Origin of the sequence: Wolbachia endosymbiont (group A) of Opomyza germinationis (genome assembly GCF_964264765.1) — a bacterium.
Taxonomy (GTDB): domain Bacteria; phylum Pseudomonadota; class Alphaproteobacteria; order Rickettsiales; family Anaplasmataceae; genus Wolbachia; species Wolbachia pipientis.
Genome location: NZ_OZ183482.1, coordinates 930,045 through 948,453 on the forward strand (window position 1 = coordinate 930,045; position 18,409 = coordinate 948,453).

The following is an 18,409-nucleotide window of genomic DNA, read 5'->3' on the forward strand; positions in this document are numbered from 1 at the left end:
AATAGAAATGAAAAAATTTTTAGAAGGCTTATTGATCTGGTTAGTAATTATTGTTCTTATTTCAGTTGCTTATATTCAATTCAGCGGAAATGTAGGTAAAAGTAAAACAATTATACCTTTTTCGGAATTTTTAACTAGACTAGAAGACAATGATGTAGAAAATATTGTCATAAAAAACCAGAGCATTGAAGGCAAGTTCAGGGACGGTTCAAGTTTCAATTCAAGCGGTGTCATATATAGCGACCTAATAAAAAATTTACATGATAGAAAAGTGAGATTCTCCTTTTCAACTGGAGATTCTGCCATGAACGTAATTGGTGGATTACTTATCTCATGGGTCCCAACATTTATCTTTATTGGCTTTTTGCTATTCTTTCTTAAACAAACACAAGCGGGAGGCAACAGCACTATAAGCTTTGGCAAGTCAAGGGCTAGACTCATGACTAGTGGAAAAAAAGTAACATTTGATGATGTTGCTGGAATTGATGAAGCAAAAGAAGAGCTAGTAGAGATCGTTGATTTCCTTAAACAAAGGCAAAAATTTCAAATATTAGGTGGAAAAATACCAAAAGGGTGCCTTTTAATTGGCTCTCCTGGAACTGGTAAAACTTTACTTGCTCGTGCAATTGCAGGAGAAGCTAATGTGCCATTCTTTAGCATTTCTGGATCTGATTTTGTTGAAATGTTTATTGGTGTTGGTGCGAGCCGTGTTCGTGATATGTTTGATCAAGGCAAGAAAAATGCTCCTTGTATAATTTTTATAGATGAGATAGATGCGGTGGGTAGACATCGTGGCATTGGTCTTGGTGGCGGCAATGATGAAAGAGAACAAACATTAAATCAGTTATTAGTTGAGATGGATGGCTTTGAGTCTAATGAAGGTGTAATAATAATTGCTGCGACTAACCGTCCGGATGTCTTAGATCCAGCACTGCTTAGACCTGGTCGTTTTGACCGACAGATTACTATTTCTTTACCCGATATAAATGGGCGTGAAAAGATATTAAATACTCATATAAAGAAAATATCAATAGCACCAGATGTAAACGTGAAAACAGTTGCAAGAGGAACACCAGGTTTTTCAGGGGCTGATCTAGCAAATTTGGTGAATGAATCTGCACTTATCGCTGCAAGAAGAAACAAGAAAATTGTTACCATGGATGATTTTGAATATGCACGTGATAAAGTAATGATGGGCGTAGAAAGACGATCCCTAATTATGACAGAAGAGGAAAAGAGACTGACTGCATACCATGAAGCTGGTCATGCGATAATTGCGGTTAATATGCCTGCTTCTGATCCTATACACAAGGCAACAATCATTCCAAGAGGTATGGCCTTAGGTTTAGTTATGAGACTACCGGAAACAGATAGAGTGTCCCACACAAGAGAAAAGCTGATAGCAGATATAACTGTTGCCATGGGTGGCAGGGCAGCAGAAGAGTTAATTTTTGGCTACGATAAAGTTACAAGTGGCGCGTCTTCTGATATACGACAAGCATCTAACATAGCACGTGCTATGGTAAAAAAATGTGGAATGAATGATGAGATAGGGCTAGTGTATCACAATCGTGAGCAGCAAGATCCACAACATCCTCATATGACATCTGAAGATACGCTAAAGCTCATAGATGAAGAAGTGAAAAAAATCATATCTTCTTGCTATGAAAAAGCAAAAGACATTTTGACCAAGCATAAGAAAGGCTTAGAGCTTATTGCTGAAAATCTACTGGAGTTTGAAACTTTAACAGGAGATGAAATAAAGGATATACTAAACGGAAAAAAAATTGTTAGAGAAGAAAATGAGAAGAATGAGAAAGTAAAAAAATCCTCTCTCTATGAGAGTTGACCTCATCTTAAAAATGCTAATCAGCTAACGCTGCAATAAAACATTCAGAATTGTAACTGTCAATATAAATTGTATTAAAATATTCATAATATTGCATTTTCATCACAATAATGCTATCATTCAGTTAGTATTAATGTTTAATGAGGTGTGAGTAATGATTGATATAGCTTCTATTGGTGTAAGTACAGTTATTGATCAGAATTATAGAAGAAAAGCACAATTATGTTTATCAGGATTATTTGTAACTGTGTCAATAGCAACTGTTACCTGGTTTATTTTCCCTGCGTCACAAAATGTATTAGCTCCGTTTTTACTTCCGGCTATGTTCTTGCTCTTCACTTTATCGATGGGTTATTACATGTTCATATTTAGTTGTGAAGAAAAATCTTTGGTAAAGAATGTTCTTGGTATGGTTGAACCGGCTGAATCGGTAAAGAGAGTGCATTGCCAAGAAAATATTAAGTCCTTATTAGCAGAAGTGAGAAGTACTACGAAAGATAGGTTTCGTAACGTGCTTGTTAATCTTTGTTTTGAAGATCGTAGTAAAGCACACAAACTTGCATTATATGTGAAAGAAATTGACGATATTGTGTCTTCAATAAAAAATAAAGACCTCTTAGACCATTTTGATCAATTTTTTACTATTACTGAAGTAAGCAATAAAAAAAATAGAAGTGAATTAATGAACCTCGCAAGGGCATATAAGATGATAAGTGAAGAAGATCCAGACAAAATACAGGATTTTTTAGCTACTCAAACAAAAAGTTATTCATATGAAATAATGTTACCTGAAATTGATAATTTTCTATCACAAGCTAGGTGATTTTATCAATAATTTCATTGTGTACGTGATTATCATTTTTTGTTTCAATTCCAGTGATAACACTGCACCTAACGGGCTCTTTTATGGCTATTTCCTGAAATCCTTTTCTGACCTTATTGTAAAAATTAACATCCATTTCTTCATATTTATTCTTGTCTTTTGCTCTATTTAACCCAACTTTAACATCAATATCTAGAATGAATGTAATATCTGGATATTTAATTTCCACTAGCTTATGTAAGTCCCTTATTAGCCCTAAGTCAACTCCAAACCCATATCCTTGATATGCAATAGTTGAATCAATAAACCGATCACAAATCACTATTTTTCCTTCTGCAAGAGCTGGTAATATTAATTTTTTCATATGTTCGCGCCTCATCGAGATAAGTAGCAAGAGTTCAGAAATAGAATCAATATTATTCGTTAACAATACTCCTCTTACCTTCTCTGCAAAGTTAGTGCCACCTGGTTCTCGAGTCAATACCACATTATTTTCGCCGCGAATTTGCTTAAAATGATTTGCAAGTAGCTTAGATTGTGTTGTTTTACCAGAGCCGTCTATTCCTTCGAAAGTTATGAACATAAGTTTCATAATTATAATACTAAAAAAGAATATGCAAACAGTATACATAGAAACCGTTTGACATTTAAATAATAAGACCGTAAATTACATGTGGTATAATAATAGTCTATGGTTGCTCTGAATACTCCTAAAGTCGATTTTAGTTTTACTGCAAAAGATTTTAATCTTTTGGGAGTAGACAATAAATATTATGCATTAAGTGACTGTTGTGGAAAAAATGGTCTTATTATAATGTTTATATGCAATCACTGTCCTTACGTTCAGTCAATTATTAGCAATCTGGTAAGCGATGTTGATCAATTGAAAAAAGATTATCAGGTAAACACCATTGCAATAATGCCAAATGATGTAAATGAATATCCAGAAGATTCCTTTGAAAATATGATTAATTTTGCCAAGGAAAATAAGTTTATATTTCCATATTTAATTGATAGTACACAGAAAATAGCTAAAGAATACGGGGCTGTTTGCACTCCTGACTTTTTCGGCTTTAATTCCAATTTAAACCTTTGCTATCGTGGACGTTTTAACGACACAAAAAAAGAAAAGGTTCAAAGCTATGAAGTAGGAAGTAGTGACTTATTTCAAGCTATGAAATTTATTGCAGAAACTGGTAATTCTCCAATTGACCAAAAATCAAGTATTGGCTGCTCAATTAAATGGTCTAATTCTACAGGTTAAATATCATGCACAGTGGCTCTCAGCATTTGTTTGATATTATAATTTTGCTTTCTGCTGCTGTGTTTATAGTCATAGCATTTTGGAAAATGAATATTAGTCCAGTGCTTGGTTACTTCGTTGCAGGTGCAGTTATTGGTTCTCACGGATTTAATCTGATACACTCAGCTGAAGCAATGGATAATCTTGCAGAATTTGGTGTAGTTTTTCTATTATTCATTATAGGCCTTGAATTGACATTTGAACGCCTGATCGCTATGCGTATTCATGTATTTGGGTTCGGTTCTCTTCAAGTTATAGTTACCATGGTAGCAATATGGTGCATCGCTCTTGCTTTCGGAGTGAATACGAATATAGCAACAGTTATTGGTGGTGGGCTTGCGCTATCCTCAACAGCAATAGTGTTGCAGGTTCTGCAAGAAAAAGGTTCTCAAGCAAGTCAGGTTGGTAGGTTGTCGATAGCAGTGCTATTAATGCAAGATTTTGCAGTGGTACCATTAATAGTATTGGTACCTTTACTTACTGGCAATTCTGAGCACAGCCTGATAAGCTCATTGGCAGGTTCATTGGTGCAAGCAGCTATTGCATTAGTGCTGATATTTATAACTGGTAGATTATTGCTTAGACCTTTATTTTCGGTTATTGCTAAAATGGAAAGTAATGAGATCTTTATATCAACAACGCTTTTAATAGTATTAGGAGCAGCATTTATTACTGAGCAATTCCATTTATCGTTAGCATTAGGTGCATTTGTTGCTGGATTGTTAGTTGCAGAAACAGAATATAGACACTCAGTAGAACACGCAGTATTGCCATTTAAAGATTTGTTTCTTGGCTTATTTTTCATGACTGTTGGTATGTCCATCAATACCGAACTTTTACTCAATAAGTTACCACTAATTACTTTATTATCGATTATCCTTATCGTTTTAAAAACATCTATTATATATATATTGTGTAGATTTTTTGGGTTTAAGAGTGCACCTGCTATACAAGCTGGGTTACTGCTTTCACAAGGCGGTGAATTTGCGTTTATTTTGTTTCGCTTAGCAGATGAGCTAAATGTGCTACCAAGTGAAATCGCTCAAGTACTTATGATGGTAACTACAGTAACCATGGCTTTCACTCCTCTTTTATCGGGGCTTGGAGATTGGATAGCAAACTCATTTAGCACTGAGAAAACAATATTAGATGATGAAGCTGTTGAAACAGATACACAAGATCTTTATAACCATGTGATAGTTGCTGGATTTGGTAGAGTGGGATATATGGTAACAAAAATGCTTACGGCAGAGCATTTAAGTTACGTTGTTGTAGATATTCAATCGAAAATAGTCAAAGAAGGAAAAAGTGATAGTTTTCCTATATATCTTGGAGATGTTACAAGATGTGAAATTTTAAAATCGGTAGGAATAGAAAGAGCTCAAGCTCTCGTTATTTCAATAAAGAATGAAGTTACTATAAAAAAAGTTGTTTCTTTAGTTGCAGCAAATTTTCCGCATGTAAATATTGTAATACGCTTACCAGATCTGAGTAATGTGGAGGTTTATAGAGATCTAGGAGCTAGTAAAATTATTCCTGAAACATCTGAGATAGGATTGCAGCTAGGTGGAGCTGCACTGAGCCTTAGTGGTATTAGCGAAAGTGGAGTTACGTCTTTAAAAAGTAGATTCAGAAAAGGCAATTACAGTATGTTAAAAGACCTTGGTAGTGATAAAGATGAATAACTACTTCTCTAATTTTATGTACAGAAAGCTTCAAGCTTTATTGAGGTTTTGCCTATAGTAAATTACGCACATAATCAACCAAATTAAGGAAAGTGCAAACCAAGTGATTGCATATTCCAAATGCTTCATTGGCTGTATAGCTACTTTGCTGCCAAAATTGTTCGGCCACAATACACACTTCTCTAGCTTAATACCTAACTCATTGGAAATTTCTTCTGTACTCAGGGTAAACCATGTATTCGAAGCAGTATCGTTCTTGATAAACCAATTTTTACTTTTATTGCTATCGCAATATAAAATTCCATCTGCAACTACTTTTTCAATTTTTACTTTTTTCTCCTTTTTTTCTCCGACTATTCCTTTATTCACCAACATGTAACGTCCAGTGGTGAGCAACATAGGAGACAGCACGTGATAGCCGTGTTGCCCTGCAAAAACATATAGTTCTATGTCACTTAGAATCCCATCAATCTTGACATGCCTATAGTTAAATTTTTCAAGGTCGTTATTGGGCAACAGATGAACAACAGGAAGACTCATATTTTTGATAATATTATTCTTCCAGTTCAATCTGAATACTTGCCATAATCCTAATAAAAAAAGGAGCAAGCAAGGTACAATTAAAATAAATACTATTTTTTTTAACACTCTATATTTGTGTTCTTAAATAGTTTTCAACACCCATTAGTTCAATAAGGTCAATCTGTTTTTCAATCCAATGGAAGTGCTCTTCTTCATTTTTTAACATCTCTTCTAATAACATTACACTAACAAAATCTTTTTCTTTCTCAGCGATAGAAATCGTTTCTTTGATATCCTTAATACCTTTTCCCTCTAATTTCAAATTAGCTTCTAAGATTTTCCGTATTGTGTCTTTTGTAAACTTTCCATCATGCTTTGATATTTCGTTTGTATCCTGAAAATTTGGAACTCCTTTGAATAACAAAATTCTTTCTGCCAACTTGTTTGCATGTTCAAGTTCTTCGTTAAGCTCATTTTTTACCTTTTCTGCAAATCTATTAATTCCATTGTTTTTGAGAATCGCAAAATGCAAAAGATACTGGCGTACAGAAGTTAGCTCATTGGTCAATAATTTGTTCAAATGTTTTACTATCTCTTCATTCATAATCTTCCCTTAGTTCAATTCATCAGCATAATTTATATGATAACGATAGTTATAGCAACTCATTTAATATTTCCTTTGATAACAACCGTATTAAATAGCATGTCGTGGTATGTCTGTTTTTTCTTAGAGAAGCAAGCAACTAGATACCAGCAAAGAGTGAGCAGCACCGTTAATATAGTGAGTAGCACTATTAATATATCGAAAGCGTTTATTAACACGTCCTGTTCTTGGAAAAGCTCGATGAGGATAACTATTATGTTATATAATAGAGAAAGAAAAAACTGAGAAATGCTTCTATCAAATGCTAAACTCAAATCTATTTTAGAACCGTCCAAGCTTATGGTATGTATGTTCATTAATTGCTGACCAGGAGTTGCTTGGGCTTTTGAAGATATAAAATATGTGAAGTAACTGCAATCTATACACATAGATGAAATTAACGGAAAATTCTTTAACAATAGTCTGATTAATAAGTTTGGAATTAATAAAATTGCTCTATCTATCAAATATGCGCAAAAGCGTCTTATTATACTGGCAATCTCTGTAACAGTGGTCATTACCTATCTTCTAAATACTTTATTATAAAATCTGTAAGTTTATCAAAATGTTGAAAACATAACAAATCTTCATAACCGCTTATTGATTGACCGTATATAATAGGTAAACAATTGGCATTTTGTGCACACAGAACATCTGTGATGCTATCACCAACGAAAAACACATTTTCTCTATTTATAGGCAACGTACTCTCTTCTAGTGCAAATAGCAGTGGGGTTGCAGATGGTTTATCTTCTGCAGTATCGCATGACCCAACCACTCTTTCAAAGTAGGAATCTAGTTTAAAATAGGCAACTTCTTTACGTAAATTAGTATTTTTCTTATTACTTACTATTGCTAGATAAATATTGTGGCTTTTCAGTGTCTGCAACATTTTCTCTACTCCTTGATTCAAAGCAATGTTTTGCAATAGTGCATCATCTAAATATTGTTGATATATCTGATTCGCTTTTTTCCACTGATCGCCAAATAAATTGACCATATAGCTCTTTCTCGACTCATGGGAATTTCTATCAGCAGCTTTATTACTATACCCCATTGAGTTTATGGTATGCTTAATAGCATTAAAAATATTATCTTGAGTGTCAACTAAGGTATTATCCCAATCGAATACTACTGCTAATGAGCTATCTTTCATCTCTTATATAATTATACATTTTAACTTAATAAGTAAATAGCATTTTAATGAAAAAGATATAAATAGGACGCCCTTGATAAACACTTTTTACCACAAGTTATGTTAACTGTTTTTTATATAATTAGCTAATATACTGATTATATGATATGTTTTAATAGGTAACAGGTATGGCCCAGACATCTAAAGAAAGTGTTGAAAAAAAGTTTAAAGATGTTTTTGAACGTTCTCCAGGTGCTTTTCCAGAAGGTACCTCATTAGAAAAGAAGGTTAATTATATCGCAAAAGGAACAGAGGCTCTAAAAGCTGTGAAAAGTAAGGAGCTTGAGAACAAAATGAAAAACGTTGCAGAATTGAGTCAGAGATTTGAAAGTCAAAAAGGACGTGCAGATGAAAAAGTACGTCAAGATTTTGAAAGAATTGCTGAGCTTGACCAACAATATAAAGGGAAGGGCATCTTCACAAGTGAAAAAGTTGCAGAGCCAAAAAGTGACAAAAAACTCCAAGACACTCCGAGAAAAACTACAACAGCAGTTAAAGACCTTGAACATAATACACAAAAAAAGACTACTGAAGCTTCTGTGCAAACAGCATCAGAGCACGATTCACAAACCGTTAATCCCTCAGTAAGCAAGAGTTCTGTAAAAGAGAAGCTCAACACTGAGCCGGACAAAAAAGATAACACGCCTCAACCACAAGAAAATCAAAAAGAAGAAGGGTTTTTGAGTCTTCTGAAGCGCTTTGTTAAGAAAATATTAGAAAAATTTTTAGGTGAAGGTGAAAAGGATGTAGAGAATGCTCGTGGCATGAAAGAAGATGCTCAAAGAGATACGTCAAATAACGAAGAGCAACAAAAGAGTAAGCAGCTTGATGAAATTTTAAAGGACAAAAGTGTAAGCGAGGGTTTGAAGCAGGCAACAAAGCTTGAAAACCCGGCAATAACGCCTGTTAATACTCCTAAAGTGAATGAAGTAAACACGGGTCGTGAAAGGTGATCCGCTTTCAAGCTTCATTATACCGCCACAAACCGTCATACCGCCGCGGTATCTCATCCGCTAACAAGTAGCGGGATGACGATTGTCAGGGTGTCATCCCAGTGTCCCTATGATGTCATCCCAGTGCCCTGACTACTTGGATCTAGCAAGCTTTGCTTGCAAATAAGTCTAATACGCGTCGCGTTTTATGCCAAAACACAATTGGAGTTACATGCAAAATAGATCCCAGTGTCAGCTACTCGGATGACAAAAAAAGGAGCACTGGGATGACACCATTTGTTGTATTTAACAAAGTTCGTACTTAGCTTCATGTTAGCTATAAACATTAAGAAATTTACCAAGCGAAAAAAAAGGCAAAAGAAGCCCCAGCTAATATCTATTTTAGAACATTAGCGTTTTTTAAGTCTTAAACACTGCAATTTAGCTGCTTTTAAATGCAACTCACCTTAGTTTAAATGTTTAAGAAATTTACTAAGCAGAAAAAAAGGCAAAAGAAACCCCGTGTTAGCTAGTTGTCACTCCCTAATCCTGCAAATTGGCGTACTATACTGTCTTAAACGACTTATAAGCGCGTTTCAGCTTGTGTAGGTAAAAACCTAGAAATATTGTGAAGACATAAGGTGCACATAGTGCAAAAAATTAAAAATAAGACGCCAACTACGTTGTTTTCTTGCTGTTTAATCTGCACAGATGAAGATAACTGAATACCTTCAGTTTCATGATAAGGGGGCTGGCGGAGTTTGTCAAGTAAGTTTTTTCGTTTCTAACGGTTGTTGCCAAAAACTATGCAAGAAGTCTATTGACAGGTGATTAAATTATAATGTAGCCTATCGCCGTATATCCGGGGGTGGGTTGTTGTGAGGCTTTTTCACTTTTTATTCTTGTTAATGTGTTTTTCTCTGTATTACTATGCGGGTTTTATATTTTCGCCCTGCCCAAAAGCTACGGTTTGCTTTTCACCTGGAGAAGATTGTGCTGTACCGATAATCAACGTAATAGATCAGTCTAAAAAATCTATCTTAGTTCAAGAATATACATTTACTCTTGGAACAGTTGCAAAATCTTTGATTAATGCTAAAGAACGCGGTGTTGATGTTAAAGTCATCTTAGATAAATCGCAACTCTACTCAAAATATAGTGTTATAAATGAATTATTTTCAGGTGGAGTACCAATTTGGATCGATGATAAGCCAAAGATTGCTCATAATAAGATAATGATTGCTGACAATCAAAAAGTCATCACAGGGTCATTTAACCTTAGTAAGACAGCTAAAAAAGGAAATGCTGAAAATTTATTAATTATTACAGATTATCCTGAATTGATTCAGCAGTATGTGAAAAACTGGGAGGCACGAATGTCACAATCTTACAAATACGCTCCCAACTAATCGAGAGCGCTTGCTCAAAATCAGTTTTAAAAACAGCAAGGGAGAGCTTTTTTGATTGATTGGCATAATGATTATGATATAATGAACTAAAAATTTAAGGAATAAAGTAATGGATTATATAAATGATGCTGCCGGTAGCTACACTGCTATTCATGATTTTTTTCAAAACAACGGTGTTGGAGATTACAAAGTTCAATGCAATTATGGTGGGGTGCCGTATGCTACTGATGAGTACGTGCATTCTGGCGATAAATTTTGGAGTAATAATTTCATAGACTCACATTTTGGCAGGGAAATAAAAATGTATCCTCAAAGTGAACTTTTAGCTAAAGAATATGCTGGAAATACGTTGCCAGTTTCAATATCACTAGATAAGGATTTAATAAAAATGAAGGAATGTCAGAAAAAAACGAAATTTGTGGAACTAGAAAGGGAGTCAGGTGATTTAGTGCATGATAAGCAAAAGTATGTAAAGTGTTACACAACAAAGCTATCATATGATGATGTACATATTTACAATAACGATAAAGTTTCAACATTTAGCATAAAATACGACGTGCCAAATGATCCGAAATACAGTTTAAATATAACATTTACAAAGGTTAATGATAATAAACCAGGATTTTGGCAGAAATTTAAAAATATGTTTTAACGTGACCATTCACTGGTTTTTACTCAATCAACCAACAACAGTTAATATCAAATTTTTATAATTAAAAAATATGCTATTTTTTAAAACTTTCATTCTCATTGACTCTGTCAACTTCACAAAACAACTCTTGGACCAAATGTATCTGGCATAACACCTTTTGGTAACTTGCTACTTCTTTTTTTCCGCATCTCCGACAACAGCCATTGATATTCCACTACATAAGGCTTGATTTTTGGTAAATCAACTTTTTTATGAATAATACTATGCTTCTCCTTAAATTGACCATTTACCCTAAACGCTATTAGCTTCCTTAAAATTTACATTAATGCCTATTTTGCCTAAACTGAAGCGTCTTTTCCAATTTTTTCTAGCATCAACTCAGCAGCTTTTTGTTCAGCAATCTTTTTACTAGAAGCGCATGCAGAAACTTTACCATAATCTTCTATGCAAACTGATATAGTAAATTCAGGATTGTGCGCTGGTCCAGTTTGTTTTACAAGCTCATACTCTGGTAAAGGCAATTTGTTTTTCTGAGTCCACTCTTGCAGTGAGGTTTTAGGATCTTGAGGGGGGTCAAGCATGCCTTTAGCTAGCTTTTCCCAATATTGGATAATAAATTTTTCAACATTTTCAAGCCCGCCATCAATATAAATTGCACCTATTAGTGCTTCAAGCGAGTTTTCTAAATTTTTTAAGTTACATCTCCCTCCATTGCAGCGTTCACTATTATTCATGATGATAAAGCTGCCTAATTTTATTTCTTTAGCAACATTAGCAATGGTGTTGCCACAAACTAAATCCGTCTTTCTTTTTGCCAATGCTCCTTCTTTTTCTTCAGGAAATAGTTTAAACAGTGTGGCAGATACAACCATATTCAAAACACTATCGCCCAAAAACTCTAGTCTTTCGTAGCTTACAATCTGGTTTTTGCTATTCCTTTTATTTACGCTTGGGTGAGTTAGTGCCTCTTCTAATATTGCATAATTTGTAAATTTATAATCAATGATCTTAGATATTGCATCATTCAAACTCTTCATACCCATTATTTAAAAGAAAAGCACTTTCTACCACCTTTATACCAGAGAATTAGTTTTATTTTATTAAAATAATACCACCAACTTTCAAAATTAATGTATACAACCCACCACCTCATTAATGTTACTAAATCCATCTCTCCTTATTAGTTCTGCAAGTTCTAGATTAATTTTGTTTACAACTTGAGGTCCGTGGTATATGAGAGCAGTGTACAACTGCACCAAAGAAGCTCCTGCCTTTATTTTTTTATATGCATCAGCACCACTTGAGATTCCTCCGCACCCTATCAATAATATTTTGCCCTTAGTAAATTTGTACATATCGCCCAATAACTCGGTTGAAAGTTTAAACAGCGGTTTGCCACTCAACCCACCACTCTCATTATGGTGAGAATGCAGATTATCTCTACTTACCGTAGTGTTGCTTACTGTTAATCCGTCAATCTTATATTCCAACGCAAGCTCAGCGATATTTTCTTTCGTTTGCTGATCTACATCTGGTGAGATTTTTAATATTATTGGTATGGATTTAGAATTATCAATTGATTTTCGGGTTAGAGTTACGGATTTCAACAATTCCGATAATTCTTGCTTATTGTGCAGATTGCGTAAATTAGGCGTGTTTGGGGATGAGATGTTCAGCACTATATAATTGCTCTTTCCATATACTATCTTTATTAAGTCAACATAATCGCTGATTTGGTCCTTTGATGTACTGTTTTTTCCTATGTTGATGCCAAAAATGCAGTCATCAAGCTTGGTTTCACCTATTTGTTTAAGAAAATAGTCTATTCCTTTATTGTTAAATCCCAATCTGTTAATTACCCCTTGATCTTTAATTAACCGAAAAATTCTTGGCTTTTTGTTTCCATATTGTGGATTACGAGTTACAGTACCAGTTTCAATAAACCCAAAACCAAATGAGAGCATAGGCCTTATAACTTCTGCATTCTTGTCAAAACCTGCAGCCAGACCTACGGGGCTTCTGAGCTTATTACCAAAAAAATTCACACTCAAAGATTCTGGTAGCTCTATAGGATTCTTATAAGGCATTTTCTTTAATGCCATAATTGCCAAAGAGTGAGCAACTTCGGGCGGTAGTAAAAATAGTAAATTACGTTTGTAAAACACTTTGCTTATTTTTAGTTTATTTTTTACCATGAAACGCTATAAGAGTATAACCATAACTTGAAAAGAAATTGATTTTACTATGGACAAGCTTTCTCTATAGGTTACACACTTAAAGCTACTGTTAACTTTTACAAGATATAGAGAATGAAAGAGGCCGGGACCGGAATTGAACCGGTATAAAAGGATTTGCAGTCCTCCGCATAAGCCATTCTGCCACCCAGCCGTTTTTTATGTGTAGATATCCATTATATCTTTTAGCATAGATAAAGCCTCCTCCCTTTTGCGTTGAAAAGTGTTACGTCCAATGATTGAACCATTACCGCCACCCTGCTTAATTTCTTTCGCTTCATTGTATATGTTATCTACTTCCTTCGATTCACCACCAGAAAAAACTACTATTCTTTTCCCTGCAAAACAAGACCTTTTAACATATTCAATTCTTTTAGATAATGATTCAATATTTTCTGTTTCTATTTTCTCCCTTTCCAAATATTTAGTTGGAAGTTTTACTTTTATTATATTAGCGCCAAGCAAAGCTGCCATGTGCGCAGCATAGGCAATAACATCAACTGCTGTTTCACCTTCTTTGGAAATCCCTTCACCGCGTGGATAAGACCATAGCACTACTGCAAGTCCATAAGATTTGGCTTCAGCTATGATTCCACGGGCTTCCTCCATCATATCGAAACACTTAGCAGAACCAGGATATATAGTAAATCCGACAGCTAAGCATCCCAAACGCAGCGCATCTTTCACAGAAGAGGTTATTGCCTGATCAGAGGTTAGATCCTTTGAATGTAAAGAGTTGGAACTATTAAGTTTCAAAATAAGTGGGAGCATTCCAGCATAAGTTGCAGCACCAGCTTCAATCATACCAAGTGGAGCAGCATATGCACTTACTCCCGAATCAACCGCAAGCTGAAAATGATAATGTGGGTCATAAGCATCAGGGTTAACTTCAAAACTTTTAATTGGACCATGCTCAAATCCTTGATCTACTGGCAGAATCACTAACTTGCCAGTGCCGCCAAGCTTTCCATGCATGAGAATACGAGTAAGATTTGCTTTTACCCCAGGGTTTTCACTTTCGTAGTAGCTTAGGACTTGTTTTACTTTATCACTTATCACTATAATTCAAATTGAATTTAAGTTATAGATTGTAACAAAGATGAAGTTCAATACAAGGATTTTAAACTATATCAAAAGCAATTTTATTTTCTACTTTATTCATATAGATTCTTAATTTCTTTCCTTTTATTAATTTACGATTCAGTATTTCTTCCGCTAAGTAACTTTTTATCTCTTTTTCAATAAGTCTCTCTATCGGACGTGCTCCCATTTCCTTACTATAACCTGTTTGTGCAAGATAAGATTTCACTTCATCTTCTACCAAGCAGTTTATGCCTTTTTGCGTCAGCTGCTTTTTCAGTTCCTGAATAAATTTATCTACAATATGCAGAATTATATCCGCATTTAAGTCAGAAAAAGAAATAATCGCATCAAGACGATTACGAAATTCAGGGCTAAAAACCTGTTCTATCGCTTTTTCACTATCACCAGTGTTAAATTTTTTATGCCCAAAGCCAACAAAACTTTTGCTGCGTTCAGCTGCTCCTGCATTAGTTGTCATAATTAAGATTATATTGGAAAAGTTAACTTTACGTCCGTAAGTGTCTGTAACGCAACCATAATCCATAATTTGTAGCAATATATTATAGATATCGCTATGAGCCTTTTCAATTTCATCAAGCAGCACAACACTATATTGATTATTAGATACAGACTCTGTGAGTAATCCACCCTGATCATAACCTACATATCCAGGAGGAGAACCAATCATCCTTGATATCGTATGAGACTCAATATATTCGGACATATCAAAGCGTATAAGATTCATGCCCATGCTTTCTGCTAATTGTTTTGCTAGCTCGGTTTTACCAACACCGGTTGGCCCTGCAAAAAGATAATTTGCTAAAGGCTTATTGTAATTTCTCAACCCAGATTTAGCAATTTTAATAGAATTAACAAGAGATTCTATTGCCTGCTCTTGGCCAAAAATCACCTTCTCTAGATTAGCTTTTAAAGACTTTACTTTCTGCAAATCATCAGATTCAGATCCGCAAGGCACATTTGTAATTCTAGTAATGGTATTCTTAATATCTCTACTATTTACAATTTTACCCCTGTTTCTTAGCAATTTACAATATGCCCCTGCCTCATCAATAACATCAACCGCTTTATCAGGTAATATTCGCCCAGTAATATACTTATGCGAAAGTTCAGCCGCAGACCTAATGGCATTCTTTGTATAATATACTCCATGATACCCTTCATAGTAGTGCTTTATACCATCTAGTATCTTTATCGTTTCGTTAACAGAAGATTCCTTAACATTAATTTTTTGAAACCTCCTCGCTAATGCTTTATCTTTTTCAAAACTATTGCTGTATTCTCTATATGTAGTTGCACCTATACAACGCAGTGTACCTCTTGCAAGCGCAGGTTTGAGTAGGTTACCTGCATCAAGAAAGCTACCACTTGTAGAACCTGCTCCAATGATAGTGTGTATTTCGTCAATAAAAAGGATAGCACCTGGTTTTGCCTCAATCGCTTTTATTATAGATTTTATTCTCTCTTCAAAATCACCTCTATAGCGTGTCCCTGCAAGGAGTGACCCTAAATCCAAAGCATAAATTATACTGGACCTGAGCGCACTTGGAACACTGTTTTCAATGATTTTGAGTACCAAACCCTCAACTATTGTGGTTTTGCCAACACCTGGATCTCCAACATATAAAGGGTTGTTTTTTCTACGCCTCAATAATATTTCTATAGTGCGATTTAATTCATAATCACGACCAATAACATAATCTATTTTTTTGCTTCTTGCATAGTCATTTAAATTTTTACAATAACTTTGTAGAATTTCCTCATCTTTTAGTAGCTCACCTTTATTTACTGTAGTAGGAGCATCATTATTTTTATCAAGTTTTACTTTATGATTAGTGGTGTATTCATCTATATCGTTAGAGTATTTCATGTTAGATATGTGGTAAATCAAATTGGAATCTTTCGCACTTTGTTTCTGCAATAGATCTTCAACGTATAAATCTTGCCCAGACAAAATTTCTACTAGAACACTTGCTCCATTTATTTCTTTTTTCCCCAAGCTATGAGCCCGTATTATTGCTCTGTGTATTATGCATTGAAACATTGAGCTAGGTTTAACTCCACTGATAATCAATTCAGAACTGCTTTGTAAAAACCCTTTTATATTATTATTATAATCATTAGCCTTAATATTGCATCTTGATAGAATGTTATCCATACTGATGATTTCATCGGCTCTGATATTACATCTTGATAAAACGTAATTTACATCCACGTCTTTAGTTAACGCCAGCAATAAATGTTCTACTTTCGCATATTTAAGATTAAAATTAGAAGCAATGAATAGTGCTCTATTCAAACTTGCCTCTAAGTTTTTGGAAATCATCTCCTATTCTCTTTAAAAGTGGGAACTCATATATAATGAATAGCACACAATTATTAAAAAAATTGAAATCCAGCAGTTCGCTGTAGCCAATTTGAATCCCACTCTGGATCTACGTCATAGCACCGCAATATCTCAGCATAGATTCCGCTAATGAGTAGCGGAATGACGAGTTTTACGCTTATCAAATTGTAGGTAAATCCTATTTAATACGCTTTTTCTAGTACTCTGCTTTTCTTCTTAAATGCATTGATCTTTTTTCTACCGTATTTAGTCTTTAACGTACTTGGCCTTTTAAAGACCTTTTTGCTGTTACGTTTTTTAAATTGCACACTACAATCAAAATTTAGCTCTCCTTCTTTGTCTGCCAGTGCAGGCAGTCTTCTCTTATCTTGAGGTGTAACAAAAGATAGCGCATACCCTTCAGCTCCAGCGCGTGCAGTTCTACCTATACGATGAATATAGTCAGCTTGCGATTGTGGTGCATCATAATTGATAACATGTTGAATGTGGGGAATATCAAGGCCGCGAGAAGCAACATCTGTTGCAACCATGATTTGATTACGGCCACGACGAAAAGAATTAATGACCCTTTCGCGCTTGTGCTGCCTTAAATCACCATGAATTGCTAAAGCGCTATAGTCATCTTTGTGCAATCTGTTAGCTAGCTGATCCGCTCCTCGCTTTGTTTTGACAAAGATAATGATTGATCCTTCGCGCTGACATAGTTGTGTAACAAGCTTTTCATATTTTTCTGATTCTGATGCATAAACAATTTCTTGCTTAATTTTTACAGAAGTTGTAACCTCACAATCAACAGAAATACGTTCTGGTCGATTAAGGTACTTCTCAGCAAGTTTTACTATATCTCCAGGAAGAGTTGCAGAAAACATAAGAGTTTGCCTTATTTTAGGCAAATGCTTCATAATTTCTTCAATCTGAACTCCAAAGCCCATATCAAACATACGATCCGTTTCATCAAGCACAAGAACGCTAACATTGCGAGTAATCAAAGTTTTACGCTCAATATGGTCTATAATACGACCAGGAGTACCTATTACAATTTGTGGTTTTTTCTGAAGCTGATTTAGCTGCCTAAAAATAGGCTCACCACCAATCAACAAAGCGACCCTTAGTGCAGAATTTTGAGATAAGAGTTTTCTTATCTCATTTGTTACCTGATGCGCAAGCTCTCTGGTTGGCATGATGACTAAAGCTGAACCAGTGTTAGGCTCATTCAGCAACTTAGCAACCAACGGAATAGCAAATGCTAAAGTTTTTCCAGTCCCCGTTTGAGCAGATCCGAGAATATCTTTACCTTGTAGCGCTAAGGGAATCGCTTGTATTTGAATCGGAGTTGGGACGAAAAGATTATTTTTATCTAGAGCTTGTCTAAGCGAAGCTGGGAGACCCATCTCATGAAAATTATTCACAATACGTTAATCCTGTTAAAAGACTTCATAATAGATTAATCTTCCAATCTTAAATTTATTGCAGATTTTTTATCTTCTCCGTTTCTACCGCGCTCCTCTTTAACCTCATAACTCACCCTTTCTCCTTTTATTCCCTTCTCTTTATTCTCTCCTTTAAGTGCCTCAGGTCTTATTCCCGAACGTTCCAATGTGCTAATATGTACAAAAACGTCACCCCCTTTACCTTCTGGCTTGATGAAACCATAGCCTTTTTCGGCATTAAACCATTTTACATTACCAAATTCCATTTAAACAACTCCTAAATT

General features: G+C 34.9%; 19 protein-coding genes and 1 tRNA gene. 7 read left to right on the plus strand and 13 right to left on the minus strand.

What is annotated here, in order from left to right; genetic code table 11:
- The first annotated feature begins 7 nt into the window (after positions 1-7).
- Together ftsH and ACFEL3_RS04565 are read left to right on the plus strand one after the other, a co-directional pair.
- A complete protein-coding gene (ftsH, locus tag ACFEL3_RS04560) occupies positions 8-1,849 on the plus strand; it encodes an ATP-dependent zinc metalloprotease FtsH (RefSeq protein ID WP_265018009.1) in 1,842 nt (613 codons plus the stop codon).
- A gap of 154 nt (positions 1,850-2,003) precedes the next feature.
- Positions 2,004-2,672 (plus strand): hypothetical protein, encoded by a 669-nt coding sequence (locus tag ACFEL3_RS04565; RefSeq protein WP_010081999.1) that lies wholly within the window; start codon positions 2,004-2,006, stop codon positions 2,670-2,672.
- On the opposite strand, the gene tmk is transcribed toward ACFEL3_RS04565, so the two are convergent.
- Positions 2,665-3,255, minus strand: coding sequence for a dTMP kinase (tmk, locus tag ACFEL3_RS04570; protein ID WP_010081998.1), 591 nt, complete (start codon positions 3,253-3,255; stop codon positions 2,665-2,667). The two genes, ACFEL3_RS04565 and tmk, sit on opposite strands and share 8 nt — an antisense overlap.
- A 108-nt stretch (positions 3,256-3,363) precedes the next feature.
- On the opposite strand from tmk, the gene ACFEL3_RS04575 reads away from it, so the two are divergent.
- On the plus strand, positions 3,364-3,936 hold the full coding sequence (locus ACFEL3_RS04575) for a thioredoxin family protein (RefSeq protein WP_010081997.1): 573 nt from the start codon (positions 3,364-3,366) through the stop codon (positions 3,934-3,936).
- 5 nt (positions 3,937-3,941) lie between these two features.
- Entirely contained in the window at positions 3,942-5,660 is a 1,719-nt protein-coding gene (locus tag ACFEL3_RS04580; protein WP_010963130.1) for a monovalent cation:proton antiporter-2 (CPA2) family protein, read from the plus strand.
- 30 nt (positions 5,661-5,690) lie between these two features.
- Here the strand turns inward: ACFEL3_RS04580 and ACFEL3_RS04585 are convergent, their stop codons facing one another.
- From ACFEL3_RS04585 to ACFEL3_RS04600, 4 genes are read right to left on the minus strand one after another with little or no spacing between them, the layout of a single operon-like run.
- Positions 5,691-6,308 carry an SURF1 family protein gene (locus ACFEL3_RS04585; protein ID WP_070357010.1) on the minus strand — a complete coding sequence of 206 codons (618 nt, stop codon included), beginning with the start codon at positions 6,306-6,308 and terminating at the stop codon, positions 5,691-5,693.
- A 1-nt stretch (position 6,309) separates the two neighbouring features.
- Positions 6,310-6,786, minus strand: coding sequence for a bacterioferritin (gene bfr, locus ACFEL3_RS04590; protein WP_010081932.1), 477 nt, complete (start codon positions 6,784-6,786; stop codon positions 6,310-6,312).
- Between the two features lie 59 nt (positions 6,787-6,845).
- Positions 6,846-7,343, minus strand: coding sequence for an RDD family protein (locus ACFEL3_RS04595; protein ID WP_010081931.1), 498 nt, complete (start codon positions 7,341-7,343; stop codon positions 6,846-6,848).
- On the minus strand, positions 7,343-7,981 hold the full coding sequence (locus ACFEL3_RS04600) for an HAD family hydrolase (protein ID WP_010081930.1): 639 nt from the start codon (positions 7,979-7,981) through the stop codon (positions 7,343-7,345). The genes ACFEL3_RS04595 and ACFEL3_RS04600 overlap by 1 nt, the downstream gene beginning before the upstream one ends.
- Positions 7,982-8,148: 167 nt before the next feature.
- Here ACFEL3_RS04600 and ACFEL3_RS04605 point away from each other — a divergent pair, with 167 nt between their 5' ends.
- Positions 8,149-8,973 carry a hypothetical protein gene (locus ACFEL3_RS04605; RefSeq protein WP_265039600.1) on the plus strand — a complete coding sequence of 275 codons (825 nt, stop codon included), beginning with the start codon at positions 8,149-8,151 and terminating at the stop codon, positions 8,971-8,973.
- A 185-nt stretch (positions 8,974-9,158) separates the two neighbouring features.
- Here ACFEL3_RS04605 and ACFEL3_RS04610 read toward each other — a convergent pair whose 3' ends face one another.
- Positions 9,159-9,284, minus strand: coding sequence for a hypothetical protein (locus ACFEL3_RS04610; RefSeq protein ID WP_255511221.1), 126 nt, complete (start codon positions 9,282-9,284; stop codon positions 9,159-9,161).
- Between the two features lie 546 nt (positions 9,285-9,830).
- On the opposite strand from ACFEL3_RS04610, the gene ACFEL3_RS04615 reads away from it, so the two are divergent.
- Both ACFEL3_RS04615 and ACFEL3_RS04620 read left to right on the plus strand, forming a co-directional pair.
- Positions 9,831-10,361 carry a phospholipase D family protein gene (locus ACFEL3_RS04615; RefSeq protein ID WP_010963125.1) on the plus strand — a complete coding sequence of 177 codons (531 nt, stop codon included), beginning with the start codon at positions 9,831-9,833 and terminating at the stop codon, positions 10,359-10,361.
- Between the two features lie 109 nt (positions 10,362-10,470).
- Positions 10,471-11,013: a hypothetical protein gene (locus ACFEL3_RS04620; RefSeq protein WP_006279913.1), complete on the plus strand. Its 543-nt coding sequence runs from the start codon at positions 10,471-10,473 to the stop codon at positions 11,011-11,013.
- Positions 11,014-11,351: 338 nt separating this feature from the next.
- On the opposite strand, the gene rnc is transcribed toward ACFEL3_RS04620, so the two are convergent.
- The 7 genes from rnc to ACFEL3_RS04660 form a co-directional block, all read right to left on the minus strand.
- Positions 11,352-12,050, minus strand: a complete 699-nt coding sequence (gene rnc / locus ACFEL3_RS04630; protein WP_006279914.1) for a ribonuclease III — start codon at positions 12,048-12,050, stop codon at positions 11,352-11,354.
- Positions 12,051-12,140: 90 nt separating this feature from the next.
- Positions 12,141-13,208 carry a quinone-dependent dihydroorotate dehydrogenase gene (locus ACFEL3_RS04635; protein WP_010082053.1) on the minus strand — a complete coding sequence of 356 codons (1,068 nt, stop codon included), beginning with the start codon at positions 13,206-13,208 and terminating at the stop codon, positions 12,141-12,143.
- Positions 13,209-13,329: 121 nt separating this feature from the next.
- Positions 13,330-13,401 (minus strand) — tRNA-Cys (locus tag ACFEL3_RS04640).
- A 5-nt stretch (positions 13,402-13,406) separates the two neighbouring features.
- Entirely contained in the window at positions 13,407-14,303 is an 897-nt protein-coding gene (locus ACFEL3_RS04645) for a class I fructose-bisphosphate aldolase (protein WP_038228077.1), read from the minus strand.
- 64 nt (positions 14,304-14,367) lie between these two features.
- The gene (locus ACFEL3_RS04650) at positions 14,368-16,674 is read right to left on the minus strand and encodes an AAA family ATPase (RefSeq protein ID WP_070357007.1); all 2,307 of its coding nucleotides are present in this window, start codon (positions 16,672-16,674) and stop codon (positions 14,368-14,370) included.
- Between the two features lie 203 nt (positions 16,675-16,877).
- Entirely contained in the window at positions 16,878-18,104 is a 1,227-nt protein-coding gene (locus ACFEL3_RS04655) for a DEAD/DEAH box helicase (protein WP_265039599.1), read from the minus strand.
- 35 nt (positions 18,105-18,139) lie between these two features.
- Positions 18,140-18,391 carry a cold-shock protein gene (locus ACFEL3_RS04660; RefSeq protein ID WP_006279919.1) on the minus strand — a complete coding sequence of 84 codons (252 nt, stop codon included), beginning with the start codon at positions 18,389-18,391 and terminating at the stop codon, positions 18,140-18,142.
- Positions 18,392-18,409 lie beyond the last annotated feature (18 nt).